The 26,988-nt window shown below is 65.2% G+C and carries 22 protein-coding genes; 8 read left to right on the top strand and 14 right to left on the bottom strand.

The genetic code is table 11. The features are described from left to right. Positions 1-92 precede the first annotated feature (92 nt). Together ACIPHN_RS13100 and ACIPHN_RS13095 are read right to left on the bottom strand one after the other, a co-directional pair. Complete coding sequence (locus ACIPHN_RS13100; RefSeq protein ID WP_400436764.1) at positions 93-1,430, bottom strand: MFS transporter; 1,338 nt, start codon at positions 1,428-1,430, stop codon at positions 93-95. Positions 1,431-1,754: 324 nt separating this feature from the next. Beyond that, a complete protein-coding gene (locus tag ACIPHN_RS13095; protein WP_400436762.1) occupies positions 1,755-4,736 on the bottom strand; it encodes an autotransporter domain-containing protein in 2,982 nt (993 codons plus the stop codon). Positions 4,737-5,028: 292 nt separating this feature from the next. Between ACIPHN_RS13095 and ACIPHN_RS13090 the strand changes: the two genes are divergently transcribed. Further along, positions 5,029-6,237, top strand: a complete 1,209-nt coding sequence (locus ACIPHN_RS13090) for an MFS transporter (RefSeq protein WP_400436761.1) — start codon at positions 5,029-5,031, stop codon at positions 6,235-6,237. A 4-nt stretch (positions 6,238-6,241) separates the two neighbouring features. On the opposite strand, the gene ACIPHN_RS13085 is transcribed toward ACIPHN_RS13090, so the two are convergent. Further along, complete coding sequence (locus tag ACIPHN_RS13085) at positions 6,242-7,180, bottom strand: LysR family transcriptional regulator (protein ID WP_400436759.1); 939 nt, start codon at positions 7,178-7,180, stop codon at positions 6,242-6,244. 141 nt (positions 7,181-7,321) lie between these two features. Here ACIPHN_RS13085 and ACIPHN_RS13080 point away from each other — a divergent pair, with 141 nt between their 5' ends. Together ACIPHN_RS13080 and ACIPHN_RS13075 are read left to right on the top strand one after the other, a co-directional pair. Then, the gene (locus tag ACIPHN_RS13080) at positions 7,322-8,242 is read left to right on the top strand and encodes a dihydrodipicolinate synthase family protein (RefSeq protein ID WP_400436757.1); all 921 of its coding nucleotides are present in this window, start codon (positions 7,322-7,324) and stop codon (positions 8,240-8,242) included. A gap of 131 nt (positions 8,243-8,373) precedes the next feature. Then, positions 8,374-8,958 (top strand): flavin reductase family protein, encoded by a 585-nt coding sequence (locus ACIPHN_RS13075; protein ID WP_400436755.1) that lies wholly within the window; start codon positions 8,374-8,376, stop codon positions 8,956-8,958. Between the two features lie 13 nt (positions 8,959-8,971). On the opposite strand, the gene ACIPHN_RS13070 is transcribed toward ACIPHN_RS13075, so the two are convergent. Continuing rightward, positions 8,972-9,577, bottom strand: a complete 606-nt coding sequence (locus tag ACIPHN_RS13070; protein ID WP_400436753.1) for a response regulator transcription factor — start codon at positions 9,575-9,577, stop codon at positions 8,972-8,974. Positions 9,578-9,922: 345 nt separating this feature from the next. Here ACIPHN_RS13070 and ACIPHN_RS13065 point away from each other — a divergent pair, with 345 nt between their 5' ends. Continuing rightward, a complete protein-coding gene (locus ACIPHN_RS13065) occupies positions 9,923-10,711 on the top strand; it encodes a helix-turn-helix domain-containing protein (protein ID WP_400436751.1) in 789 nt (262 codons plus the stop codon). A 12-nt stretch (positions 10,712-10,723) separates the two neighbouring features. After that, on the top strand, positions 10,724-13,405 hold the full coding sequence (locus ACIPHN_RS13060) for a hybrid sensor histidine kinase/response regulator (RefSeq protein WP_400436750.1): 2,682 nt from the start codon (positions 10,724-10,726) through the stop codon (positions 13,403-13,405). Between the two features lie 13 nt (positions 13,406-13,418). Here the strand turns inward: ACIPHN_RS13060 and ACIPHN_RS13055 are convergent, their stop codons facing one another. Beyond that, positions 13,419-13,637: a hypothetical protein gene (locus tag ACIPHN_RS13055; protein ID WP_400436748.1), complete on the bottom strand. Its 219-nt coding sequence runs from the start codon at positions 13,635-13,637 to the stop codon at positions 13,419-13,421. 489 nt (positions 13,638-14,126) lie between these two features. Here ACIPHN_RS13055 and ACIPHN_RS13050 point away from each other — a divergent pair, with 489 nt between their 5' ends. Continuing rightward, on the top strand, positions 14,127-15,677 hold the full coding sequence (locus ACIPHN_RS13050; protein WP_400436746.1) for a diguanylate cyclase domain-containing protein: 1,551 nt from the start codon (positions 14,127-14,129) through the stop codon (positions 15,675-15,677). A 92-nt stretch (positions 15,678-15,769) separates the two neighbouring features. Continuing rightward, positions 15,770-16,603: a MetQ/NlpA family ABC transporter substrate-binding protein gene (locus ACIPHN_RS13045; protein WP_400436744.1), complete on the top strand. Its 834-nt coding sequence runs from the start codon at positions 15,770-15,772 to the stop codon at positions 16,601-16,603. A 75-nt stretch (positions 16,604-16,678) separates the two neighbouring features. On the opposite strand, the gene ACIPHN_RS13040 is transcribed toward ACIPHN_RS13045, so the two are convergent. From ACIPHN_RS13040 to ACIPHN_RS13025, 4 genes are read right to left on the bottom strand one after another with little or no spacing between them, the layout of a single operon-like run. Further along, positions 16,679-17,815, bottom strand: a complete 1,137-nt coding sequence (locus tag ACIPHN_RS13040; RefSeq protein ID WP_400436742.1) for an NAD(P)/FAD-dependent oxidoreductase — start codon at positions 17,813-17,815, stop codon at positions 16,679-16,681. 26 nt (positions 17,816-17,841) lie between these two features. Continuing rightward, positions 17,842-18,192, bottom strand: a complete 351-nt coding sequence (locus tag ACIPHN_RS13035) for a RidA family protein (RefSeq protein ID WP_400436740.1) — start codon at positions 18,190-18,192, stop codon at positions 17,842-17,844. A gap of 56 nt (positions 18,193-18,248) precedes the next feature. Further along, positions 18,249-19,772, bottom strand: coding sequence for an amidase (locus ACIPHN_RS13030; RefSeq protein ID WP_400436738.1), 1,524 nt, complete (start codon positions 19,770-19,772; stop codon positions 18,249-18,251). A gap of 20 nt (positions 19,773-19,792) precedes the next feature. Next, positions 19,793-21,007 carry an MFS transporter gene (locus tag ACIPHN_RS13025; protein WP_400436735.1) on the bottom strand — a complete coding sequence of 405 codons (1,215 nt, stop codon included), beginning with the start codon at positions 21,005-21,007 and terminating at the stop codon, positions 19,793-19,795. 139 nt (positions 21,008-21,146) lie between these two features. Between ACIPHN_RS13025 and ACIPHN_RS13020 the strand changes: the two genes are divergently transcribed. Further along, positions 21,147-22,070, top strand: coding sequence for a LysR family transcriptional regulator (locus ACIPHN_RS13020; RefSeq protein ID WP_400436733.1), 924 nt, complete (start codon positions 21,147-21,149; stop codon positions 22,068-22,070). 27 nt (positions 22,071-22,097) lie between these two features. Here the strand turns inward: ACIPHN_RS13020 and ACIPHN_RS13015 are convergent, their stop codons facing one another. From ACIPHN_RS13015 to ACIPHN_RS12995, 5 genes are all read right to left on the bottom strand, one after another. Then, positions 22,098-23,219 (bottom strand): porin, encoded by a 1,122-nt coding sequence (locus ACIPHN_RS13015; RefSeq protein WP_400436730.1) that lies wholly within the window; start codon positions 23,217-23,219, stop codon positions 22,098-22,100. Positions 23,220-23,344: 125 nt separating this feature from the next. Next, entirely contained in the window at positions 23,345-23,872 is a 528-nt protein-coding gene (locus ACIPHN_RS13010) for a hypothetical protein (RefSeq protein ID WP_400436728.1), read from the bottom strand. Positions 23,873-24,059: 187 nt separating this feature from the next. Further along, positions 24,060-24,743, bottom strand: a complete 684-nt coding sequence (gene ligK / locus ACIPHN_RS13005; protein WP_400436901.1) for a 4-carboxy-4-hydroxy-2-oxoadipate aldolase/oxaloacetate decarboxylase — start codon at positions 24,741-24,743, stop codon at positions 24,060-24,062. Between the two features lie 17 nt (positions 24,744-24,760). Beyond that, positions 24,761-25,798 carry an amidohydrolase family protein gene (locus ACIPHN_RS13000; RefSeq protein ID WP_400436727.1) on the bottom strand — a complete coding sequence of 346 codons (1,038 nt, stop codon included), beginning with the start codon at positions 25,796-25,798 and terminating at the stop codon, positions 24,761-24,763. 6 nt (positions 25,799-25,804) lie between these two features. After that, positions 25,805-26,893, bottom strand: a complete 1,089-nt coding sequence (locus tag ACIPHN_RS12995; RefSeq protein ID WP_400436899.1) for a 4-oxalomesaconate tautomerase — start codon at positions 26,891-26,893, stop codon at positions 25,805-25,807. Positions 26,894-26,988 lie beyond the last annotated feature (95 nt).

Genomic DNA, 26,988 nt, shown 5'->3' with positions numbered 1-26,988 from the left:
CGGAAACTTAATTTATCCATCAAGGCTTCCGGGGTTTATCGAGGGGGAAGGCCAACCGCCCTTCCCCGAAAACTAAATCCTTGCCTGAACACTCACTCGGCGATCACGCGTCCTTGCAGCTCGGCCGCCTCTTCGCGGGAACCGGCGCCGATGGCGAAGATCACCACCGCCGACAGCGCCATCAGGCCACCGACCACGAACATCGGCACCTGGTAGGAGCCGGTCGCATCCTTGATGGCGCCGGTAATGAAGGGCGCCATGAAGCCGGCCGCGTTACCCACCGTATTGATCAGGGCGATGCCCGCCGCCGCTGCCGCACCGGAGAGGAAGCGCGCCGGGATCGACCAGAAGGTCGGCAGTGCCGAGAAGATCGCGCAAGCCGTCACCGTAATGGCCAGCACTGTGGCCGCCGGCGTCTGCATGTACAGGGCCGCCGGGATGCTCACGGCTCCCAGCAAGGCCGGCAGGCCCACATGCCAGCTGCGCACGCCGCGACGGGTGGCGTCACGGCTCCACACGAACAGCGCGATGGCGGCCGGCAGGTAGGGAATGGCGGTGATCAAGCCCTTCTGGAACACGTTGAACTTGGCACCAAACTGGGTTTCGAAACCGCCGATGATTGTCGGCAGGAAGAAGGCCAGGGCGTACAGGCCATAGATCAGGCCGAAGTACACCACCGAGAGCATCCAGACACGACCGTTCTTCAGCGCCGCGCCGGCATGGGCGCTGTGCTCGACCTGCTTGGTGTTCTGCTCGGCCTGCAGGGCGCCGATGAGCCACTTGCGCTCGGCCTCGGTGAGCCACTTGGCCTCGCTGGGCTTGTCGGCCAGGTAGAACCAGGCGATCACGCCCACCAGGATGGCCGGCAGGGCCACGCCGGCAAACATCACGCGCCAGCCTTCCAGGCCGAACAGGCCATGGGCTTCGATCAGCAGGGCCGCCACCGGTGCGCCGATGACGATGGTCAGCGGCTGGGCCAGGTAGAACAGCGCCAGGATGTGGCTACGATGCCGGGCCGGCACCCACATGCTCAGGAACAGGATCGCGCCGGGGAAGAAGCCGGCCTCGGCCACGCCCAGCAGGAAGCGCAGTGCATACAGGCCTTCGACGCTACTGACCCAGGTGAAGAGCAAGGCCACGATGCCCCAGGTCACCATGATGCGCGCCAGCCAGCGGCGCGCGCCGTACTTGTGCAGGGCCAGGTTGCTGGGGATTTCCAGCAGCACGTAGCCGATGAAGAACACGCCGGCCGCAAACCCGAACTGGGCGGCGGTCAGCGCAAGATCCTTGGTCATGCCGTTGGGACCGGCAAAGGAAATCGCGGTGCGATCCAAAAAGTTGATGAAAAACATCAGGCCCACGAACGGCACTAGCCGCATCGCGACCTTACGGATGGCCGATCTTTCGACGGCACTCTGGGTGGTCTCCATTATTGTCTTGTCTCCTGTCGGGTTGAGAGGCTGTGCCTGTTCAACGACAACCTCTGCTGGGGATCGCCAGGGACTAGGGGGCTATGCACCTTGTCGGTCGCCTGGCTGCCTTTGTGGTTGTTTCTTTATTATTTCTTTGTCATCACCGGCCGGAATGCCGCCCTGGGGCTGGACTTCCTAACTGGTATAATCACTATACCATCAGGCTGAAGGCGGCTGTCGATAATTTTTTTTCATGCATGAGATGAATGCCGCGCAGGCCATGCCGCACGGAAACATGCAAGAAGGAAGGAAGGAAGGAAGGAAGGAAGCGCGGCCAGCGTGTTACCACCACCAGCGCAAACCCACTTGCACACCATAGCTCTGGTAGCCCTGCCCCAGCGTAGCCCCGACCTTGCCGAAAAGCGCCGCGGTCGGTGCGATCGCACGGCTCAATCCGGCTTGCAGCAGAAGCTGGTCGCGCCCGCCAGCGCTGCCGTGGACGGTGAAGTTGTCCCCGGCATTGCCCACGAAACTGGCCTGGACCACATTGTCGTTGCTGCCCAGGGCATGGCGCCAGGCCAGGTCAGCCTGCCATTGCAGCGATGCCGCAGCGCCCGCCTCGGCGGGTGCCTCCAGCAGACGCACACCGAACACCGCGGCTGTCTGCGTCGTGCGCTGGCTGGCATAGGAGAGTGCCACGCCGTCGCTGCCACCCTGGGTGCTCTCGCTATAGGACGGACGCCAGGTCAGGATGGCCGACCAGCCCGCATACGGTTCCACCACCATGCCTGGCAGTGCCAGCGCATAACCGGCCTCGCCGTAGAGACTGGTGCTGCGCAGCGCATACTTGCCGTGCACGCTGCTGGCAAAGCTGCCCATGACGACTTGCCGGTCCAGCGTATTGCTCCACCATCCCAGTCCAGCCATGCCCTTGAAGAACCAGGCACTGTCCTGCGGCCGGTAGCGCGCATAGACACTGCCCTGCAGGCCATCGCTGCGGCCCTCGGCGGCAACATCGCGATAGCTGGTGCGGTCGTTGCTGGCCGAGACCGAAAACCCCACCAGCCAGTCCGCAGTCAATGCCTGGTCATGTCCGAAGGAAACGATGCTGCCATTGCTGTCATAGGCACTGGCGCCGTCATCGCCGGTAGCGCGATGCTGGCGTGTCACCGACAGGCTGATCCAGGGATCCTCGTCGATGACCGGCCCACCCCGGCGCCCATCGAGCACGGCCAGGCGCTGGCCGATGGCTTGCTGGGCGTACTGGATGCTGGCGCTGGCATCCTGTGCCGCCGCCGTGGCCGAATCACCGCTGGCCGACTTCAGGGCCGTGCCTGCCTGGCTGCTGGATGCCGTCATCAGCGCCTGCGTGAAGCTGCTGCCGCCATCGGTATTGATGCGCGTGAGCGCAGCGGCTGCCGCGCGCTGGTTGTTGGTCGTGGCGGCCGCATTGAATCCGCTCGCCTGGAAGCTGGCGCTGGGGTTGAGCAAGACCGAGACGCTGCCGCTGTCATAGGAAACGCTGGGCGTGAGATAGGCGAAGTTGTGGGTGACCGAGCCAAACGTGCCGCTGCGACTGCCGGTATAGCTGGCGATGAGATAGCGGGTGCCGGCGCTGTAGCTCCCCGCCGACGCCACCAGCTGCAGGCCGGCGGTGGCACCGATGACCAGGTTGCCATTGACCCGCACCAGCCCGGCGGCACCGCTGCTGTCCACTGCCACGCGATAGGTGGCGCCGTTGCCCAGGGCGAGATCACCATGGATGCTCAGGCCGTCACCCAGGGTACTGGCGGCCAGGATAGCGCCGCTGTTGACGTTCACCGCACCGATGCTGCCAGTGCCGTCCAGGGTGCCACCACTGGTGACGGTGAACAGCGTATTGGCTTGCGTGGCATTGGCCAGCAGCGTGCCACCGCCGACGCTCCACGCCGACACGGCGCTGTTGCTGCCGGTCAGCATCCAGGTACTGGCACCGGTCTTGGCGAAGGAAGAGAATCCATAGAATTGCGTGGTCCCGGAATAGGCCACCGGCAGCACCGACACGATGCTGCCCACGTCGAAGCTGCCACCGGCGCTGCCCCCCAGGGCCAGCACATTGCCGCTGCCCGCGTGTACCACCACGTTGCCGGTGAAGCTGTAAGCCGCGCCCAGTTGCACGGTATTGTTGTTGCCAGTGATGCTGACGGCCTCGGCCTGGGCACTGGCCACACCACTGCCGGGCAAGCCGCCACCGATGCTGCCGCCATTGATGATGGTGTTGCCATCACTGGTCACGGCCACACCGACCGCACCGATGCCGGCCGTGGTACTGGTTCCCGAGACACCGGCCGCGCCTCCCTGCCCGCCCGAGATGCTGCCGGTATTGTCGAGCACGGCATTGCCGCCCGCCAGGGCGACGCCGACACCGCCGGCACCCCCCAGCGCCGTACTGTTGCTGGCATACGTGCCATAGGCCGCCGACATGCCGCCATTGCCGCCATTGCCACCGCTGATCTGGCCGCTGTTGCCGATGACAGCACCGCTGGCGCTGGCATCCACACCGGTGCCACCCGCCCCGCCATTGGCCGATCCGGCCGAGACCACGCTACCGGTGCCGGTGAGGCTGTTGGCCAGCGCATAGGAGGTCCCGCCGCCACCGCCACTGCCGCCGCTGACCGTGCCGCTGTTGCTGAAGCTGGCGGCATTGCCCGCCAGCGAAACCGCCGTGCCACCGGCACCGCCATTGGTCGATCCGGCACTGGCGACATAGGCGCCATTGGACATGTAAAAGGAGTTGTGACCGCCGCCGCCACCGCCGCCGCCCGTGATGGCACCCGCGCTGGTATAGGCCAGGCTGGCGGCAGGCAGCTGCAGCCCGATACCGCCATTGCCGCCATTGATGCTACCCGCCGTGAAGCTGTCATTGCCCACGGCGGCGGCGCTGCCGCTGTTGATGTCCTGGCGGCCGCCACCGCCGCCACCGCCACCGGCGATGGTGCCGGCGCTGCCCAGGCTGCCACTGGCCGCAGCCACCTGCCCGGTGGCACCCACGCCACCGCTGGCATCCACGGTACCGGTGGCGGTATCGGTGGCCACACCCACGGCGCCGCCCGCGACGGCATTGCCGCTGGCATCGCTGCCGGCATTGCCGGCCACCGCCGAATTGCCGCCGGTACCGCCATTGCCCAGCGTACCGGAAGCGGTGCCGCTGCCGCCGGCATAGCTGTCGTCGCCGCGCCCGCCCTGGCCACTGGCATGGGCCGACGAGGCAATGAGTCCGAGGCCGGCCAGCAGCAACATCATGCGGCAGGACGGCCTGAGCTTGCGGTCGGATTGTGCTTTCATCGAGACTTCCCCTGATGCGCAGCGGCCTGTGCCCGAGTGCGCGTGAGCTCACCGCGCCCTGTACTTGTTCTGTACTTGTCCTCCATGAGCACTGTCCCCGGAGCATCGGTGAATGCCCTGCATTCTAGGTTCGCGCCATGACGTCGAACATCAGGGGAAACCTGATCCGCCACACCCGGCCACCGCAGCAGGCAAGCGCTGCCGGCCGGGCCAGGTGTATCGATTCCCGCTAGAATCCCCGGATACCACCGAGACAACCCGAGCAGCGTGGTCCATCGCAGAGAACAAGAACATGAGCACCCCCTACGCCAACACCAGCACCAGCACCACCGAGACGCCGCCGCAGACCATGCGCCGCCGCAGCCTCATCGCCGCCTGCAGCGCCCATGCCGTCCATGACGGTCTCACCGATGTGATCTATGTGCTGCTGCCCTTGTGGCAATCGCAGTTCGCGCTCAGCTATGCCATGGTGGGTCTGTTGCGGGGCGCCTATTCGGGCGTCATGGCCAGCATGCAATTGCTGGCCAGCCGCTTCGCCCGGCGCTGGGGCCGCAAGCCGCTGCTGGTGGGGGGCACCGCCCTGGCCGGCCTGGCCTATCTGGTGGCCAGCCAGGCCAGCGGCATGGGCTGGCTGCTGGTGGCGCTGGTGCTGGGCGGACTGGGCGCGAGTACCCAGCATCCGCTGGCCTCGTCGCTGGTGGCCGATAGCCACGAGGGCAGCGGCAAGGTCAAGGAGGCACTGTCGCACTACAACTTCGCCGGCGATATCGGCAAGACCCTCATCCCCGGCCTGATCGGCCTGCTGCTGGCCATCGCCAGCTGGCAGACCGGCGCGGCCCTGATCGGCACGCTGGGCGTGACTGCGGCCCTGCTGCTGTGGTGGCTGATCCCGCGCGACAGCCAGCTCGCCGCTGCGCGCAAGAACAAGGGCGCTGCCGCCGATGGCGCGGCACGCGGCGGCATGTGGGCGCTGCTGGCCACCGGCACCATCGACAGCGCGGTACGCATGGGCTTTCTGACCTTCCTGCCCTTCCTGCTCAACAGCAAGGGCGCCGGCAGTGCCGGCATCGGCCTGGCGCTGTCGCTGCTGTTCGTCGGGGGTGCCTTCGGCAAGCTGCTGTGCGGCTACCTGGGTGCGCGCATCGGCATGATGAAGACCGTCTGGCTGACCGAGGCCACGACCTCGCTGTGCATCCTGCTGGCGGTCTGGCTACCGCTGTCCTGGCTGATGGCCATGCTGCCCCTGCTGGGCCTGGCCCTCAACGGCACTTCCTCGGTGCTCTACGGTGCGGTACCGGAACTGGCGGGTGCAGCCAGGCGCGATCATGCCTTCGCCCTGTTCTATACCGGTACCATCGGTGCCGGTGCGGTCTCGCCGGTGCTCTTCGGCCGCCTGGGCGATCTCTCCGGCATCCCGGTCGCGCTGCAGATGCTGGCGGCGTTCCTGCTGTTGACGCTGCCGCTGTCCTGGCAAGTGCAGCGCCAGCTTGACGGCCGCTGAGGCCCTAGGGCTGGCGCAGCAGTCGCACGAAGGCCTCGCCCGCCGGTGACAGCTGCCCGCCCTTGCGCGTGACGATGCCGATGGTCTGCGACATCGAGCGCAGCGTCACCGGCAGGATGCGCAACATCCCGCGCCGCACGAACATCTCCGCCACCGCCGTGGGCAGGATGGACACCGTGTCCACCCCCTGCTGCAACAGCGCCACGGTCACGAAGGTGGAGGCCGTGGAAATGGTATTGCCCGGCATGGGCAGGCCCGCCAGGTCCATCTCGCGCTCCAGCACGGCATGCAGGGGCATATGACTGGGATAGGTGATCCAGCGATACCCGGCCAGCGCCGCCAGGCTCATGGACTTGCCACGCACGCGCGGATGCTCGGCCGAGACCACCACCGACAGCGGTTCTTCCGACAGTGGCTGATAGTGATACTTGCCCGGATTGTCCGAGACGCTGGCACGCGCCACCAGCAGATCCAGATGCCCCTCGTCCAGCAGCGCCAGCATGTGCACGCTGGTGTCTTCAACGATATCGATGCTCAGCTCCGGGTGGCGACGCTGCAAGGCATCCACCGCCGGCACGATGATCTGCGGCACCGCGCCCATCACCGCCCCCACCGCCAGCCGGCCGCCCCGGCCCGAGCGGATCTGCGCCATCTCCTCGCACAGCGAGCCCAGGTCGGTGGCCATGAGGCGCGCATAGCGGATCATGCAATGGCCGAACTGGTTGGGGACCAGGCCGGCCTTGGTGCGCTCGAACAATTGTGCATCCAGCAAGGTCTCCAGCTCGGCCAGCGACTTGCTGGCCGCCGATTGCGTCATGGCCAGGGCGCTGGAGGCCTTGTGCAGCGACTTGTGGTCGTCCAGGGCGATGAGCAGCTGCAACTGCTTCATGCGCAGGCGGGACAGGAGACTGTTGAGACTTTGCAGGCTGGTGGCGGGTTGCATGGGTGATTCCAAAAAGCGATCACATGATGGAAAGTCTTCACTATACAGCCCATCGGCGTGGACGTATATTCGTCGCCATTAGAACGTGTCACCCCAGCGTGTCACCCCGGCGCGTCACCCCACACCCATCACGGAGACTCCATGAGCACCCCACTGTACCGCGGCGTATTCCCGGTCGCCCCGACCATCTTCGACGAACACGGCAACCTGGACCTGGACGGCCAGAAGCGCGCCATCGACTTCATGATCGATGCCGGCTCCAACGGCCTGTGCATCCTGGCCAACTTCTCCGAGCAGTTCGTGCTCTCCGACGCCGAGCGCGTGCTGGTGCAGGACACCGTACTGGAGCATGTGGCCGGGCGCGTGCCCGTCATCGTCACCACCACTCACTTCGGCAGCCAGATCTGCGCCGAGCGCAGCCGCGCGGCCCAGGATGCGGGCGCGGCCATGGTGATGGTGATGCCGCCCTACCATGGCGCGACCTTCCGCGTATCCGAAAAGCAGATCTACGAATTCTATGGCCGCGTCTCCGACGCCATCGACATCCCCATCATGATCCAGGATGCCCCGGTGGCCGGCACGCCGCTCTCCGCGTCCTTCCTGGCCCGCATGGCGCGCGAGATCGAGAACGTCTCCTACTTCAAGATCGAGACCGCCGGTGCCGCCTCCAAGCTGCGCGAGCTGATCGAACTGGGTGGCGACGCCGTGGTCGGCCCCTGGGATGGCGAAGAAGCCATCACCCTGATCCCCGACCTGGATGCCGGCGCCACCGGCGCCATGACCGGTGGCGGCTATCCCGACGGCATCCGCAAGATCGTCGACGCCTACTTCGCCGGCGACACCGAGAAAGCCGCTGAGCTCTACATGCACTGGCTGCCGCTGATCAACTACGAGAACCGCCAGTGTGGCCTGGCCGCCTGCAAGGCACTGATGCTCGAGGGCGGCGTCATCAAGTCCGACATGCTGCGCCATCCGCAGGCACCGATGCATCCCAAGGTGCGCGAAGGCCTGCTGCGCGTGGCACGCCGTCTGGATCCGATGGTACTGGGCTGGGGCAAGTAAGCGCGGCCTCATCACGCTCCTCCACGGCAGCTTCGGCTGCCGTTTTTCATGCTGCCCGGCCGGGTGGGCCGGAAACACCCGGCGGCAAACTATGTCATCCTTGGCCCTTGTTCTTGCCACAGGAGTCCGCCTTGTCCCATCCCAGCCAGTTCCGCCCCGTCGCCCTGGAGCACGCCAGCCGCCTCATCAACCACGGTCCCACCGTGCTGGTCACGGCCAGCCATGGCGGTCGCCGCAACATCATGGCCGCCGCCTGGTCCATGCCGGTGGAGTTCACCCCGCCGCGCATCGCCGTGGTGATCGACAAGAGTACCTACACGCGTGAGCTGATCACGCAATCGGGTCACTTTGGCATCGTCGTCCCCGGTGCGGCGCAGATGGACCTGACCTACCTGGTGGGCAGCGAGACCGGTCGCGACGACGACAAGTTCGCACGCCACGGCATCGTCGCCGGCACCGGCCCGGTACTGGGCCTGCCGGTGCTGGAACAGGGCTGCGCGGCCTGGCTGGAATGCCGCTGGCTGCCCGAGAGCCGCAGCGAACAGGCCTACGACACCTTCTTCGGCGAAGTCGTCGCCGCCGCTGCCGATGCCCGCATCTTCGAGAATGGCCACTGGAATTTCACCGAGGCCAATGCCGAGCTGCACACCCTGCACCACCTGGGCGCAGGCAAGTTCGTGGTGGCCGGCAATCAGGTGCAGGCCCGACTGCCCTGAGGCGGCAGATAGCTCAGCAGATCTGGATCTTTTCGGTGAAGCAGTAGCCCACGCCATGCATGGTGCGTAGCGGCAGGTCGCACATGGCGCCGTCGCGCCACTTGCGGCGCAATCGGCTGACGGTCTTTTCCAGCACGCGCTCATCGAAGCCCACCCATTCGATACCAAAGGCATGGGCGATGGCACACCGGTCGGCTGCATGCTGGGAACTGTCGGCCAGCAGCTTGAGCAACGCCATCTCGCGCGGATTGACCGGCACCGCATCATGGTGTGGCGCGCGCAGCGTGCGGGCCGTGGTATCCAGGCTCCACGCCTCCGGCGCGATGCGCCTCAGTATCGTGTCGAGATAGGCACGCAACAGACTCGTGATCGGTGGCTTGGGCTCGCAGAAGTCCGCCCCGCTCTGCAGCCCGGTGATGCGTATGCCCGCAGGATCTTCATCCCCCGACAGCAACAGGATGCCCAGGCGGGCATCCAGGGCGCGCAGACGCGAGGTGATGGCACATCCCCGTCCCCTGGCACGCCCCACATCGATGACCGCGATGTCGTACTGGATGTCAGAGGTCATCAGGTGCTCTTCATCGGCGACCACCGTCGTCACCTTGTGATCTTCGCTCAACAGAAATCGGTGTACGGCGCTGATGGAATGCGATACGCGAATGCCATCCTCAATCAACATGATCCTTGCCATTATTCCCCTTTCCCTTCCTCAGTGACGATCGGAAAAACGACTACCAAAATTAGAATTGATTCGTCTCGGCACGCCGCCAAAACCCATGCCGGAAGCGCATGACGAGCTTGTGCGAAAGGAATCTATCGTAAAAATTTTAGTTTTTCCTAGGCCCTCTTTTGCCTCTTTATCGCTTTTTTGTGATGGCGGGAAAAATATTTACAGTTCTGCATTTTTTACTACGTTTGTCTCCACATTCGGGGTACTTTCCGCAGATTCGCCACGAGGACAACAATGATACTCAAGCCGTTACATCCGGCCATCACGGGGCCGCTCTCAGGACAACGCATCCTGGTCGTCGACGACTCGGAGGAAGACCGCATGCTGCTCTCGGACTTCCTGATCCGGCAGGGTGCACGCCTGTATGTCGGCCGCGACGGACAGGATGGTTATCGCAAGGCACAGACCATCCGGCCGGACGTGATCCTGATGGATATCCGCATGCCGGTCTACGATGGCCTGACCAGCTGCCGCCTGCTCAAGGCCAATCCCATCACGCGCGCCATCCCGCTGGTCTTCCTGTCGGCGGCCACGGCCGTCGAGGAAAGGATCACCGGCCTGACCGCAGGCGCGGTGGATTACATCACCAAGCCCTTCGACTTCGAGGAGGTACGCCTGCGCCTGTGCATCCACCTGCGCAGCCGCACCCATGAAGACCTGCCGCCGTCGGAGAGCGCGGCCATCGACATCGCGCCCGGCTCCAATACCTTCGACGTGGTGCTGTTCCAGGCGGCGCGCCGGCTGATGCTGGAAAAGCTGGACCAGACCCTGAGCCTCAATGCCCTGGCCTCCGCCGTGGGCACCAATGCGCGGCGCCTCAGCACGGCCTTCAAGAATTGCGTGGGCGTGACGGTCTTCGATTTCCTGCGCGAGGAGCGGATGAAGGAAGCCCGCCGCCTGCTCTCCGATACCACGCTCGATATCGGCGCCATCGCACTGGCGCTGGGCTACAGCAATACCGCCAATTTCTCGACCGCCTTTCGCGAGCGCTTCGGCATGCCACCCAGCCAGTTCCGGCGCTAGGACGGATGCCAGATGCACTGGCGCCGATGGCTGCGGGCGATGCTGTGGATGGTGCTGGCGCTGCCGCTGCCGGTGTCGGGTGCCCAGGCCATCGGGCTGGCCGACATCACCGGCAAGCGCGTGATCACTCCGCAACTGCTGATCCTGCGCGACCGCGAGGCCGCCCTGGCGCTGGCCGGCGCCCTGGCCAGCCCGACCTGGGAAGCCATCCCGGCCCCGCTGCTCAAGGAAGGCTATAGCACCGGCGCGTTCTGGTTGCGGGGCGAGCTGCGCAATGACAGCGCGCACACCGTGACATGCTGGCTGGGCATGGGCTCGGCACGACTGGAGGATGTGCGCCTGTGGCTGCTGCCACCGACGGCAGACGGCCATCACATCGATGGCGAGGCGGCGCCCCCGCTGCAAGCCGGCACCCGCCATCCGCTGGCCGCGCGCGCCGTGCTCTCCCATGTGCCGCTGTTCCCCGTGACCCTGGTGCCGGGCCAGCAACGCCAGTTCGTCCTGCGCGTGCGCAGCGATTCGCTGCTGGACCTGGAAGTGTCGCTGTGGGAACCCGCCGCGTTTCGCCAGGAGGAAGGGCGCGAACTGGCACTGCAGGCCCTCATGCTCGGCCTGTCGCTGCTGCTGGTGACCTATGCCCTGATCCAGGGCATCGTGTGGCGCGACCACGGCTTCGTGCTGATGGCCGGCTGGATCGTCTCGACGCTGGCCTTTATCTGCAGCTTCCAGGGTTACCTGTATCGCTACCTGCTCGACGACGGCGGTCCCTGGCTGGTCCAGGCACCGGCCACCCTGGGGTGCCTGATGACCCTGCTCTACCTGCGCATGAGCTATGCGCTGGTCGAACTGCGTCGCCTGCCGCCGTGGAAGTGGCTCTACCAGCTCATGAGCGTGGGGCTGGCCGCCATCACCCTGTGGACCGCACTGGGCCCGTACCGCCAGGCCGCGCCCCTGGCCAACGGCGCGGCCGCCCTGTGCTACCTGCTGTGGATCGTCTCCATGCTGCATGGCTGGCGACATGCCCTGGACAATGCGCGCCTGCTGCTGTTGTCCTTCGCGCTGGCGTGGGTAGCGATGTTGGCCAAGATGCTGGAGCTCAATGGCCTGCTCACGGAAAGCCTGCTGCCCGACTGGCATTTCGCCGCGCTGTTCCAGCTCGGATTGCTATGCATGACCAGCCTGATGGTAGTGGGCCGCGCACTGGCCCTGCATCGCAAGCATGAGCAGATGCAATGGGCCATGCTCTACATGCGGGTGCGCGAACAGCTCAAGCTGGAGCAGACCGTCGCCGAACGCACCCTGGCCCTGAGCGAAGCCCTGCAGGCCGCCGACCAGGCCAACTGTGCCAAGACCGGTTTCCTGACCCGCATCAGCCACGACCTGCGCACGCCGCTGACCTCCATCCTCGGCTTCGGCGATATGCTGCAGGGCGGTGGCGACCCGGCCGCCTATGGCCGCATCATCGTGCGCAGCGCCCGCCACATGCTGGCCATGGTCAACGACCTGATCGACTATGCCCACGGCGACCAGCTCGATACCCCGCAACCGGCGCCGCTCTACATCCATGCGCTGCTCCATGCCATCGGCCAGGAGGGCGCCGAGCTGGCGCGTCGCCAGGGCAATGCCTTCTCGCTGCAGATCGATCCGGCCCTGCCCGCCGTGCTGGTACTGGATGCCAAGCGCCTGCATCGCATCCTGGGCAACCTGCTCGACAACGCCGCCAAGTACACCCGGCACGGGCGCATCGGCTTGCGCGCCTGCTGGCACGCGGCCGGCTCCGCCCAGGAGACGGACATCATCGAGATCGAGGTCAGCGACAACGGTTGCGGCATCGCGCCCCGTTACCAGGCGCGCATCTTCGAACCCTTCGAGCGCGCCGACGCCGACCGCAACCAGCCCGGCATCGGCATGGGCCTGGCCATCGTGCGCCAGTGGATCACCCGCATGGGCGGACAGATCGTGCTCGACAGCGCCCCCGGACGGGGTACCCGCATGCAGCTGCGCCTGCCGGCTCCGCTGGCCGGCGAACACGACCTGGCGCGTCATCACGTCCAGGAAGACACCCGCATGCGCCCGCTGATCGATGGCAGCGGACACCTGGTGCTGGTGGTGGAGGACAACCCCGAGATTGCCCAGTTGCTGGGCGACCAGCTCAGCCGCCTGGGATTTGCCGTCGAGACCTGCGCCGACGGAACGGCGGCCATCGCGCGCATGGAGCAGGCCGCAGAGGCGGTGGCAGACCTGGTCCTGACCGACTACCTGATGCCCGGCGCCAATGGCGCCCAGGTGCTGCAGGCGGCGCGGCGACGATGGCCGGGCGTGCCGGTGCTGCTGCTGTCGGCCACCCTCAATGGCGGGCAGGCCGGAGCGGGCGGCGAGCACTTCGACGCCTGCCTGCTCAAGCCGCTCAATTTCCTCGAACTGCAGGATGCCATGGGACGACTGCTGGGGCTGACACGGCCTGAGCCGGCGGCCTCCCCCGAACCGGCAGCACCGATGCCGCTGCCACCGGCGGCCGTGCTGCAGGATGCACTGGCACTGATCGAGCTGGGGGCGGTATCGGATCTACTGGAATGGTGCGAGACCCTGCAGCGGGAACACCCGCACTGCACGGTCTTCCATCGGCGGGCCGCGCGCTGCATCGAACAGGGCGATCTGGTCGCGCTGGAGACGCTATGTCGCCCGCCCGGCTGAGGTAGCGCCGGCGCTACTGCCGCACCGGCGTGACCGGGACGGACTCGTCCTGGGCCGGCGGCGGATCCTGGGACTCATCGCGATCACGCAGGCGCTCGGCGTTACGCTGGTTGATCTGGTATTGCTCTTCCGCATGCTGGTAAGCCAGTTGCTCCTTGGGCGAGCGACTACATCCCGTCAGCAGCAGGCCCACGGAAAGCAGGATAAGTAGCGCGTAGCGAGAGAAAGCCAACGAAAGTCTCCTTTTTGTTATTTCCATGCGGAAATATACGCCTCGGCAATTCTCACGACAAGTCACTCATTCACCGCTTTGCCCGCGTGCTGCCTGACCTGGACAAGACGTGGACATGGTGTGGACCTGCCTACACGTGCTTGTTGGCAGATAAAAAATAATTTATTTAACGCATTTAGTTAATACGATTAATTCGATGTTTTCTTGCAAGATGAAAATTGTTTATGCAAGAAAAAACCACCGTGTTGCCGGCCTTCAATCCCTTGTCCCACGGGCATTTTTCCGCGCGGGAATCACCAATGGAAGCCGTTCAGAAAGCATCAATAAAGTTGGGCGCTTAATCCAGATCAAACTCGGACGATTTTTTCAGCCGTAAAATATTGCATGAATCAACACATAATCATGATGAAAATACACAGTATTTATGTTATTTGAGTTATTTGGTTTTTGTGTGTTACAGTCGACCATCCGATGGTCGTGGAGAATGCAATGCCCCTCAAGCGCTTGAACAACAAGGTCAGGATCACCTCACTTGTCATGGCCGTCATGGCCATGCTGATATTCGGCTACGCGCTCATCAATGGCAGCCTGGCGGGGCGCGATGCCGCCCTCAAGGCCGGTGAAGTCGACACCATGAACATCGCCAACAGCCTTTCGACCCAGGTCAACCTGAGCTTTCGTGCCGCCGACCTGCTGATGCATGAACTCACCGAGTTGACCTCGGAAGGCCACTACAGCGATGCCGCCTTCCAGTTGCTGATGGAAAAACTGATGGCGCGCCAGAGCGTGCTCTTTCCCGAGATGGATAGCATCCAGATCCTCGACGAGAACGGCGGCGTGCTTCACGCCTGGCCCGCCGCCAGCGGTGGCAAGCGGGTCGAAGTGCAGTTGCCGCCCCAGATGGATGCGACGTCGGCCAGCGCCGGCCCACAGCTGCTGCACATCGGCGTACCGGTGCGCAGCGTGGCCAGCGGCCAATGGATCATTCCGCTGACCCGCACCCTGGTTCGCCAGGGCAAGCCGGCCGGCCTGATCCGCATCGGCGTGAGCGTGGATTACTTCGCCCGCCAGTTCAACGACTTCGACATCGGCCGGGGCGGCGCGCTGGTGCTGGCCACCGATGAGGGTGTCATGCTGTTGCGTCGTCCCTTCGATCCGCAGTTCCTGGGCAAGAGCATGAGCGATGCCGTGCTGTTCAAGGACAACGTGCAGCGGCGCCCGGCCGGATGGGCGATGATCCGCTCCTCCCAGGATGACGTGGTCAGGCTCAACTACTTCACCCGCGTGCCCGACTATCCGCTGTTCGTCACCGCCGCCCTGGCCCGCGACGACATCCTGACCGACTGGAGAAAAGCGCAGCGCGCACAGTTGCTGGTGATCTTCTCCGCCAGCCTGATCATCGGCCTGCTGACGATCTACCTGCTCTACGTCATCAAGATGCGCGATCACGCCGAAGACAAGATCGAGAAGAAGAACCTGCACCTGCGGTTGCTGGCCGAGAAGCTCAAGTCGCAGGCGCTGCTGGACGGCATGACCGGACTGGCCAACCGCCGCTACCTGGATGAACAATTGCAGAAGGCCATGCAGAGCGCCTCGCGCAGCCAGAGCCCGGTCGCGCTGGTCATGTTCGATGTGGACTGGTTCAAGAAATTCAACGACCTCTACGGCCATGTGCAGGGCGACTATTGCCTGCAAGGCGTGGCGCGCGCGCTGCAGGCCGCGCAACGCCGCCAGGGCGACCTGGCCGCCCGCTACGGTGGCGAGGAATTCGCGCTGCTGCTGCCCGATACCGGACTGGCCGCTGCCCACCGCATCGCCCAGCATGTGCTCGATGCCGTGCGTGCACTACAGATCCCGCACGAGGGCAGCCAGAGCGGCGTGGTGACCATCAGCGCCGGTGTGGTCTCGTGCATTCCTCCGGCTGACGCCACCATTGCCGACCTCTTCACCCATGCCGACAACGCCCTCTACCTGGCCAAGAACAATGGCCGCGACCGCGTACAGGACTGGCGTCCGTTGAGCAAGGTACAGGCCGCCTGAGACGGATCGGCAGCATAAGCAAATGGCGAAAATATGGTTGGTGCAGGCGGGCGAATCGCTATCATGAACGCTTTGCCTGCTCATCCTGTCACATGAAGTCACGTCATTCAAAGTTACGCCGATTCACCCTCACCCTCACTCTCGCCATCGGCGCCTTCTTCCTGCTGCACGGTGGCGCCCACGCCGCCGATCCCGCCCACACCACGCTGCGCCTGGGCGCCACCTCCGGCCCCTATACCGACCAGCTGCGCTACGGCATCGTACCGGTGCTGGAACAGCAGGGCTACAAGGTCAAGCTGGTGGAGTTCTCCGACTATGTGCGCCCCAACCTGGCACTGGCCGATGGCGACATCGACGCCAACCTGTTCCAGCACGAAATCTATCTCAAGCGCTTCGCCCAGGATCACCAGTTGAAGCTCTCCGAAGTGGTCAAGGTCCCCACCGCGCCCATCGGCGTCTACAGCAAGCGCCACAAGTCGCTGGACGAAGTACGTCCGGGCGCCACCGTGGCCCTGCCCAATGACGCCACCAACATGGCGCGCGCGCTGGGCGTGCTGCAGGAGATGGGCTGGATCAAGCTGGCTCCCAATATCAATCCGACCACGGCATCGGAGCGCGACATCGCCAGCAATCTCAAGCAGATCAAGCTGGTGCCGCTGGAAGCCGCGCAGATGCCGCGCGCCCTGGAGGACGTCGACTATGCCTTCGTCAATGGCGCCTTCGCCATCGCCGCCGGCCTGAAGCTGACGCAATCGCTGCACCTGGCCAGCGTGCCCGATTCCTTCCTGATGGTGGTGGCGGTGCGCAGCGCCGACCTCGACAAACCCTACGTCAAGGACTTGCGCGAGGCCTTCCATTCGGCGCAATACCGCAAGGCGCTGGACGACCGCTTCGCGGGCTATGTGCGCCCGGCCTATCTGAAGTAGGCGCAGGAAAGACCGCACAAAAAAACCGGGGATCGGCTGCAAGGCCGATCCCCGGTTTTTTTTACGAGGCGCAGATCAGCCCAGCCGCGCCGGGCTCAAGGCCGCCGCATCGACACCGAAGCGGGCGATATGCGGTGGTACCGGTTCGCCGCGCACCAGCGCAGCATAAGCCTCGCCGGCCGCCGGCGAGGACTGGATGCCATAGCCGCCCTGCCCCGCCGCCCAGAAGAAGCCCGGCACCTTGCCATCGTAGCCACCGACGAAACTGCCATCGGCCACGAAGGAGCGCAAGCCTGCCCACACATGGGCCGGACGGCGGATCGCAAGCGTGGTGCCGGTCTGGATGGCATCGATGGCAATGGCAATATCGAGTTCCTCGGCCTGCACATCCTGCGGTGCCACCGGATCGGCATTGGCCGGCGAGCCCAGCAGCAAACCCGCATCCGGCTTGATGTAATAGGATTCATCGACCGGCATGAACATCGGCCAGTGCTCACTGTCGGGCGGTGCGGCGAAGGTGAAGGCCGAGCGACGCTTGGGTTGCAGGCCGATAGTCGACGCACCGGCCAGGCGACCGATCTCGTCGGCCCAGGCCCCGGCGGCATTGACGATGACACCCGCGTGCAATTCGCCCTGGCTGGTGCGCACGCACCAGCGGCCACCCTCCTGCTCCTCACGCACGATGGACTGTACCTCGGCATCGCACAACACGCGGGCACCCGCCGCGCGCGCCCCGCGCAGGAAGCCCTGATGCAGACCATGCACATCGATATCGGCAGCATCTTCCTCGTAGACCGAGCCGATGATGTCGTCGCTGCGCAGCACCGGCACCATGGCGCGGGTCTGCTGCGGGTCCAGGCGCTGTACCTTGTCGGAGACCGAGCGCACCAGCGCTTCATGGGCATCGAGTTGCTCGCGCAGTGCCGAGGTGGCGTAGAAGAGCGCGCCACGCGGAGTCAGCAAGGCATGCTCGGCAAAGCCGGCGGGCGGATGGTCGAAGAAGGCGCGGCTGGCGCAGGTCAGGGCACGCACCTGCGGCGGGCCATAGCTTTCCATGTAGAGCGCCGCCGAACGGCCGGTGCTGTGATAGCCCGGCTGCGACTCGCGCTCCACCAGCAGCACGCTGCCGTGGCGCGCCAGCCAGTAGGCGATGGAAGCGCCGGCAATGCCGGCGCCGATGATGAGGTAATCCACGCTGGCGTGTTCAGACATGCTCATGCTCCTGCGTAGCGACCCGCTCAGACCGCGGCCACGACGGCCACTTCCACGTCCAGGCCCGGCAGCATCAGCAGGGCTTGCACGCAGGCGCGGGTGGGCGCGTGGCCGGCGGGCACCCAGGCTTCCCAGACGGCATTGAAGGCGCCGAAGTGATCGGGGCTGGACAGCCACACATTGGCGCTGACGATCTGCTCGCGCGCGATGCCCTGCGCCTGCAGCTGCGCATCGATCTTGGCCAGCACTTCGGCGGCTTGCTGCGGGATGGGTGCTCCGGCGTTGTCCGGCACCTGGCCGGAGACAAAGGCAAAGCCGTTGGCCACCACCAGCTGGCTCATGCGGGCATTGGTATTGAAACGTTGGATCTGGGTCATGTTGATTTAACCGTATAAAAAATGTGTCGTTGGAATCGGTATGGGGCGCGAAAAAACTAGACGGCCGGGCCACCCGCCGCGCCGGCTGCCTGCCCCTCGAAGATAGGCGGATGCGTGACGATGGACTTCAGCGGCGCCTGCACCGTCTTCAGCTGGGCGATATCGGGACGTGGCCGACGCAGCGCGACGTCGCCGTCGAAAGCCTGCTCCAGCGCCGCCGCGCAGCCCAGCAGGCGCGCATCGCCCCGGAACGGGCCGGTGACCTGCAAGCCGAAAGGCATGCCACGATGGTCGCGTCCGCAAGGCAGCGAGATCGAGGGATTGGTCGCCAGCGTGACCACGTAGGTCAGGGCCAGCCAGCGGTAATAGTTTTCCAGGGCGACGCCATTGACCTCCTTCAGGTACAGCTCGCTCCAGGGGAAAGGCGAGACCGGCGTGGTCGGCGAGACGATCAGGTCGTAGCGTTCGTAGAGTTGCTGGAAGCGGCGGAAGATGCGGGTCTGCTCGCCCTGCGCCCAGGCGCAGTCGGACAGGCTCATGGCCGCGCCCAGCTCGTAGTTGGCGCGGGTATTGGGCCCCAGCGAGGAAGGATCGCGCCGATACGCCGCCTCGAAACCGGCCACGAAGCTCTCGGCGCGGATCACGTCGAAGGCGCGATGGGCCTCACCCATGTCCACCTGCACCGGCTCGCACACCTTCACGAAACGGCCGATGGCAGCCATCTTGTCGCGGAACACCTGGCGGATGCCGTCATCAACATCGCACACGCCGAAGTCCTCGGTATAGCCGATGCGCAGTTGCGCCAGGTCGATCTGCGGCAAGGCGGCAAATTCGCCCTCGGCCACCGCATAGCTGAGCGGATCGCTCATATGCAGGCCGGTGGTGGCGCGCAATTGCAGCACGGTATCGGCAACGTCGCGGCCCATGGGGCCGACCACCGAGATCGGTGTCCAGCCCAGCAGCTTGCGCTCGCTGGGCACCAGTCCCGGCGAGGGACGGAACCCCACCACCCCGCACTTGGCCGCCGGGATGCGCAGCGAACCCCCGGTGTCCGAGCCCGAGCACAGCGGCAGCAGGTCGGTCGCCAGGGCCGCGGCCGAACCGCCCGAGGAACCACCGGCATTCAACAGCGGATTGAAGGGATTGCCGGTGGCGCCCCACACGGTGTTACGGCTGTTGGCGCCGGCCCCCATCTCGGGCACATTGGTCTTGCCGGCCACGATCGCTCCGGCCGCGCGCAGGCGTGCCACCAGGGCGTTGTCGCGCGCCGGCACATTGCCGCGATAGATCGGCGAGCCATAGGTGGTCAACAGGCCACCGGTTTCTTCCAGGTCCTTGATGCCGATGGGCAGGCCGTGCAGCAGACCCAGCGGTCGGCCTTCCAGCACCGCCTGCTCGGCCACGCGGGCCTCGGCGCGGGCGCGCTCGAAGCAGGTGGCGGTGACGGCGTTGATGTGCGGGTTGATGTCTTCGATGCGGGCAATGCAGGCATCCAGCAATTCGACCGGCGAGACCTGCTTGCTGCCGATCAGGGCGCGCAGTTCGACCGCGCTTTTTTCGACCAGGGTATTGTCTTGCATGGGGCTTTCCTTGAAGAGACTCAGGCCGGCTGCACGTGCGCCGGACTGCGTTGGGTACGGATGAACAGGCTCACCACCACCGAGAAGAAGGCGGCGCCGATCAGGAAGGCGAAGGCATAATCATAGTTGGCAAAGGCGCTGACCAGGAAACCGATCACCAGCGGCGAGATGAAGCCCGCCAGCTGCCCACCCAGGTTGACCATGCCCACGCCGCTGCCGACCAGCTGCGCCTGCAGCATCTTGGTCGGCAAGGCGATACAGACGGCCAGCACGAAGGATTTGAAGAAGTAGGCCAGGCACTGGTAGGCGATGACACCATTGACGCTTTGCGCGGTGTACATGCAATAGACGAACAGGGCGGTCAGCAGCGAACTGCCGATCAGCAGCACGCGTTCGCGGCCATCGAAGAAGCGCACCATCACCCAGCCGCCGATGGCGGTGGACAGGCCGGCCATGATGTAGGGCAGCGGCAACAGCAGCCCCACCGATTTCAGGTTCAGGCCGCGCACCGTCATCAGGTAGGTCGGCATCCAGCTGTCCAGGCCCTTGTTGATGATGGACAGGCCGAACCACACCGCCACGATCTGCCACATCAGCGGCATCTTCAGCAGCGCCTTGAAGGCCGCCTTGTTGATGGCCTTGCTGCCACCCGCACCGGCGCGCACCGGGCGCACGCAGAACCAGTACACCAGCGCGAACACCAGGCCGGCGATGCCGATATAGTGGAACACGGCGCGCCAGCCGTAGTGCACGATCAGCGGCGCGATCAGCAGCGGCGCCAGCATGCTGCCGATATAGTTGGACGACATCAGCAGCGAGGACATCTTGGGCCGTTCCTCGCGCGTGAAGGTCTCGGCCACGCCCTTGACGCTGGCCGCCGGGAAGGCGCCCTCGCCCAGCCCGAACACGAAACGGATCACCACCAGGCTGGTGATGGACCAGGCCATGCCGGTGATGCCGGTGAAGACCGACCACAGCAGGATGGAGATGACGATCACCGGACGCGAGCCGAAACGGTCGGCCAGCCAGCCACCGGGCAATTGCAGCAGCGAGTAGCCAAGGAAGAAACTGGAGAGCAGGATGCCCAGGTCGGAGGGCTTCAACTGGAATTCGCTGGCGATCTGCGTGGCCGCGAAGGTGATCGCGGCGCGATCGATGTAGGACACGCACCAGCCCAGGTACAGCAGGACCAGCACCAGGTATTTGTACTTGCCATCCTTTACCGCAGCATCCATGAAGCATTCCCTTCCGGCCCGACGGCGGGACGCTCCCTCCGTAACGTGGATTCATCCTAAGGCCGTGCATGGTTTGCCACAAGTACAAGTTTTAGAATAACTGATTGCCGAATCGGCAAACCATTCCTACAATGCCCCCATGTCGACCATCCATACCCGCGTGCTGCAGGAAACGGCGGTGCGCTACTTTCTTGAAGTGGTGCGGCGCGGCTCCATCACGGAGGCGGCCGTCACGCTCAATGTGGCCTCCTCGGCAATCAGCCGCCAGATCGCCCGGCTCGAAGCCGAGCTGGACACGCCGCTGTTCGAGCGGGTCTCGCGCGGCATGCGTCCCAATGCGGCCGGCGAACTGCTGGCCGCCCATGCCCTGCGCATGCAGCTGGAAGCCGAGCGCATCGGCAATGAACTGGCGGCCCTGAAGGGATTGCGGCGCGGCGAGGTCAAGCTGGCCTGTACCGAGGGTTTCGCGCTGGAATTCGTGCCCAGCGCCATCGAGCATTTCTGCCGCCAGCACAAGGGCATTCGCTTCCAGCTGTCGGTGGGCAATGCGGTGCATGTGGCCCAGCAGATCCGCGAAGGCGCGGTGGACCTGGGGCTGACCTTCACCATGGCGCCCGATGCCGATATCAAGGTGGAATTTGCCCAGCGCGCGCCCATCATGGCGGTGATGCATCCCGAGCATCCGCTGGCGCAGCGCAAGCAGGTCACGCTCTCGGAACTGGCGCCCTACCCGCTGGCCATGCCGCAGAAGACCATCACCATGCGCCGCCTGATCGATGCCTGCTGCAGCCGCCGCAACGTCTTGCTGGAGCCGACCCTGTCGGCCGACTCCATCAGTGCGCTGCTGTGCTTCGTCATGTCGGGCAATGGCATCGGCTTCTCGGCGGGCCTGCCGATCAGGAAGCTGGTGCGCGCCGGCCAGCTGGCGGCCCTGCCCATCCGCGACAAGGACATGAATACCCTGCAGCTGGAAATCCAGTCCCTCAGTGGCCGCACCCTGCCCAATGCGGCCCGGGCCTTCCTCAATACGCTGATTGCCCGGGCCAGCCGCGACCAGCACTAGCCCGCCCGTCCTACACGCTCATTACACTCAGAAGGTGTGACGGATGCCCAGCTGCACGCCGGTCTCGCTGGCGCCCGCATCCGGCACCAGGGCCTGACCGGCGGTATAGCTGGCGCCGGTCATCTTGTAGGCGGCCGTGTTCTGGTTGATCAGGCGCGAGGCCACCGCATACAGGCGGGTGCGCTTGGACAGGTCGTAGTTCAGGATCAGGCTGAACTGGCGCGCATTGTTGTTGTAGCTGGAACTGTCCTTGACGTAGCCGCCGCCGGCACCAATGGTGGTCTGGGCGTTGAGGCGGTAGTCGGCCGACAGGCTATAGGTGTTGTGGTAGTTGCCCGGCGTATTGCCGACCACGTTGCCGCTCGGGTCGTACTTGCCGGCCGGATTGACGAAGACGTTGCCGGTGGTGGCCGAGATCACTTCATTGGTGCGGAAGAAGGCCAGGTAGACCTTGCCGTTGCCGTAGTCATAGTTTCCCCCCAGCATGAACTGCTTGACGCTGTTGGTATTGGTGCCGTTGTTGGCGTTCAGGTAGGCACTGCCCACATAGAGCGGCCCCTGCTGGGTCTGCGCGCCGATCTGGTAGACCGCATTGGAAGGCGTGCTGCCGGCGCGTTCGCCCACCGAGTAGTGCAGCTCGACGTTGGAGTTGGCGAATTTCGGCGAGACATAGCTGATGTCGTTGTCCACCCGCGCCAGCCAGTTGGCGAAGTTGTTGTAGGCCGAGCCATAGGTGGCCGCGCCAAAGGCATCCATGTTGCCCGAGTAGAGGAACATGACGCTGTTCTGCCGGCCCACGCGCACCTCGCCGAAGCCACCACCCAGGCCCACCCAGGACTGGCGGTCAAACAGGCGATAGCTGTTCTGCAACGCGCCGGTGCTGGAATCGAAACCGGTTTCCAGGTTGAAGGTGGCGCGATAGCCGCCGCCCAGGTCTTCGCTCCCCTTGAAGCCCAGGCGGCTGGTCATCTCGCCATTGTTGCCCATGGCCCAGAGCGAAGTATCCTTGCCGCCCACGGTGCTCTTCTGGTAGGCGGTATAGACATCCATGACGCCATAGATGGTCACCGAGCTCTGGGCCAGGACGACGGGGCTGGCGACCAGCAGCAAGGCTGCCGGCAGCAATCGGGGGGGGTGTTTGAACTGCATGGGGGTTCTCCTCCTGTGGGTAAATCGGTGTTGTTGGTGTTGTCGATGCTGTCCGCATGGGGCGCACGCTCCCCGCCGCCCACGCAGGCGCGGGCGGTACGTGTTGCAGATGCGGGCGGAAAAACTCAGGCCTGTCGTTCGAAGTGCTTCTTGACGATCAGGGCCAGCGGCACGGTAAAGAACAGGTGCGACATGAAGCCGCCGATGATGACGGCCGGGTCGTAGTAGTTGGGATGGTTGTCGGAGGCAATCATGATGGCCACGTGCATCAGGATCCACGCCACCACCGCATAGAACAGCGCCACGAAGGTCGCCTCATAGCCACGACGGCGGAAATGCGGCCACAGCGCCGCAAAGAGGATGCCCCACACCAGCGTGAAGAAGAAGTGGATGCCGGTGCCCACGAAGTAGGCCAGCAGCCCCAGCGACTCCTGCACCTCGCGGCCGAAGACCAGGCCGGTGGCGTTGCGCGGGATGCCGGCCAGCGGCATCATGTGCTGCGCGCCGACCCAGACCAGCGCTTCATAGATCCAGATGATGACGCCGCCGGTGAGGCCGCCGATGATGCCGGCCTTGAGCAGCGCGGCGCGGTCCTTCCAGCCGGACGAGGGGGTGGCCGTAGCGAGGGTGGCCGGGTGGGATGCGGTTTGCATGGTGTCTTCCTTCTCCTTGGATTGGCGAGTGGGCTGGCGGATGTGCCGGCCCTGCTGTGTGCTACAACTCGGTGCTGCGGCTCGTCGGCCGCTTGTGCGTTTTCTTATTTTTGTCTTGCCTGACTGTCTTAGGGATGGCAGTCAATTTTTGATGTCGTTCTGGTCTCCTCCTCTGGTCGGTTCTGCCTCAGTCGATATACCTGAGCCCGGCCGCTTCCAGCGGGCCACGCATCTTGTACATGTCCAGTCCCAGCACGCCGGCGGCGAGCTGGGCACGCTTCTGCCCCTCCAGGTCTTCACGCTGCTGGGCCACCTGCGCCACGCGCGCGGCATCTGCCGCCGGCACAGCTACCACGCCATCGTCATCGGCTACGATCACGTCACCCGGATGGACCAGCGCTCCGGCGCAGATCACCGGGATGTTGACCGAACCCAGCGTGGCCTTGATGGTGCCCTTGGCGCTGATGGCGCGGCTCCAGACCGGGAAGCCCATCTCCTTCAACACCTTCACGTCGCGCACGCCGGCATCGATGATCAGCGCCTTCGCCCCGCGCGCCATGAAACTGGTGGCCAGCAGGTCGCCGAAGTAGCCATCGGTGCATTCGGCGGTCACCGCCGCCACCACGATGTCGCCGGGCTGGATCTGCTCGGCCACCACATGCATCATCCAGTTGTCGCCCGGGTGCAGCAGTACCGTCACCGCGGTGCCCGAGACCGATGCGCCGGCATAGATGGGGCGCATGTAGGGCTTGAGCAGCCCGGTGCGGCCCTGCGCCTCATGCACGGTGGCCGCACCGTAGCGGCCCAGTTGTTCTGCCACGCCGGCATCGGCGCGCACGATGTGGCGCTTGACCACGCCCAGTTGATTCATCAGCGGTGTACTCATGCTCAAAGTCCTTTCCGTGTCAGGGCGGCATCCAGGCGCGGGAAGACGCGACGGGCATTGCCTTCGTAAATTTGATGGCGTTCTTCGTGGGTGAGATCGGCGGCCTCGATGTAGCGCTTGGTGTCGTCGTAGTAATGGCTGGTCTCGGGGTCGATGCCGCGCACCGCACCGATCATCTCGGAGGCGAACAGCACGTTCTCCACCGGGATCACGCGGGTCAGCAGGTCAATGCCGGGCTGGTGGTAGACGCAGGTATCGAAGAAGATGTTGTTCAGCAGATGCTCCTTGAGCAACGGCTTCTTCAGCTCCTGCGCCAGCCCGCGGAAGCGGCCCCAGTGATACGGCACCGCGCCGCCGCCATGCGGAATCAGGAACTTCAGCGTCGGGAAATCCGTGAACAGGTCAGACGTCAGGCACTGCATGAAGGCCGTGGTATCGGCATTGAGGTAGTGCGAGCCGGTGGTGTGGAAGCAGGCATTGCAGCTGGTGCTCACATGGATCATGGCTGGCACGTCCAGCTCCACCATCTTTTCGTAGAGCGGATACCAGCTGCGGTCCGACAGCGGCGGCGAGGTCCAGTGACCGCCCGAGGGATCGGGATTGAGGTTGATGCCGACGAAGCCATATTCCTTCACGCACTTTTCCATCTCGGCAATGGACGTGCGGATATCGGCCCCGGGCGACTGCGGCAGCATGGCCGCGCCGATGAAGTGATCGGGGAACAGCTGCGCGACGCGATGGCACAGCTCGTTGCAGATCGCCGCCCAGGTCTGGCTGGTGTCGAGGTCGCCGATGTGATGCGCCATGAAGGACGCACGCGGCGAGAAGATGGTGAGATCGGCGCCACGCTCCTTCATCAGGCGCAGCTGGTTGGTCTCGATGGAGTCGCGCAGCTCGTCGTCGCTGATCTTCAGCTCGGCGACCTTGGGGCCGAGTTCGGGCGTATTCAGGTTGGCGATCTGCCGGTTGCGCCACTCTTCCAGCGCACGGGGGGCGGTGGTGTAGTGGCCGTGGCAATCGATGATGAGGCTATCTCGCATGGGGACTCAATCCGTGACATTGAAGAGATGGGCGGGGATGAGGACTTCCCCGCGCATGATGGGGCGCGCCGTGCGCAGCAGCGCGGCACGCAGGATCTGTTGCGGGTCGCGGGCATCGAGCTCCAGGGCCACGCTGAATTCGCCACTGGGATGCTCGACCGAGACGGTGCGCTGCAGGCCGCTACCGGTTCGCGCCAGCCCCTGTGCCGCCGAGCCTTCCAGCACGCAGGCGGTCGCCACCGTGACGGCGGCCAGCACGCCGATGGCGTCGTGGCAGACGTGCGGGATAAAGCAGCGGGTGGCGATGCTGCCGCCCTCCCGGGGCGCGGAGAGCAGGCACATCTTGGGGTAGTTCTTGTCCGCCACGTCGCCCAGGCCCATTAATGGACCGCAGGCCAGGCGCAGCGCTTCCAGCTGCCCCTTCAACACGCGGTCACCATTGAGCGCGGCCACGCTCTCGTCACCGCGCAGGCCGAGGTCGGCGGCGCGCACCAGTACCATGGGCATGCCGTTGTCGATCAGGGTGGCAGCGATCTCATGGGCCACGCCATCGGCGCTGTTGAAGCGCACGCGGTCCAGCACGCGGCCGCTGGGCAAGAGGGCCGGACAGACCGAGCCGGCCGTATCGAGGAAGCTGATGCTGACCGGCGCGGCGCTGCCCGGCACGCCATCGATGCGGGTGTCGCCGCTGTAGCGCAGGCGCCCGCCCGGGGTCGGCACCGTGATATCGCATTGCATGCCGGTGTTGAGCGTGAGCACGCGGGCGGTGGTGCTCTGCTCACCGGCCGTCACCAGCCCGCGCTCGATGGCAAAGGGCAGCACGGCGGCCAGCATGTTGCCGCAATTGGGCGTGGTATCAACGCGGTCGGAGTCCGGCTGCAGCTGGGCAAAGAGGAAATCCAGGTCCACGCCCGGCACACTGCTGCGGCTGACGATGCCGGCCTTGCTGGTCAGCGGATGGGCGCCGCCCAGGCCATCGATCTGGCGCCGGTCGGGCGAGCCCAGGGCCGCCAGCAGCACGCGGTCCCGTGCGGCCACCTCGGCCGGCAAGTCGCTGGCCACGAAGAAGGGGCCGCGCGAGGTGCCGCCCCGCATCAGGGTGCAGGCAAGGGGCAGGAAATCCGGGCTGTCGGTGGTAGGCACGCTCTTTACCTTTGAAAATGATGGCGCCGAGTATGCGTGAGCGAGGG

Origin of the sequence: Herbaspirillum sp. NPDC087042, from assembly GCF_044745245.1 — a bacterium.
GTDB lineage: Bacteria > Pseudomonadota > Gammaproteobacteria > Burkholderiales > Burkholderiaceae_D > Herbaspirillum.
This window is presented reverse-complemented; position numbering and strand designations above follow the sequence as displayed.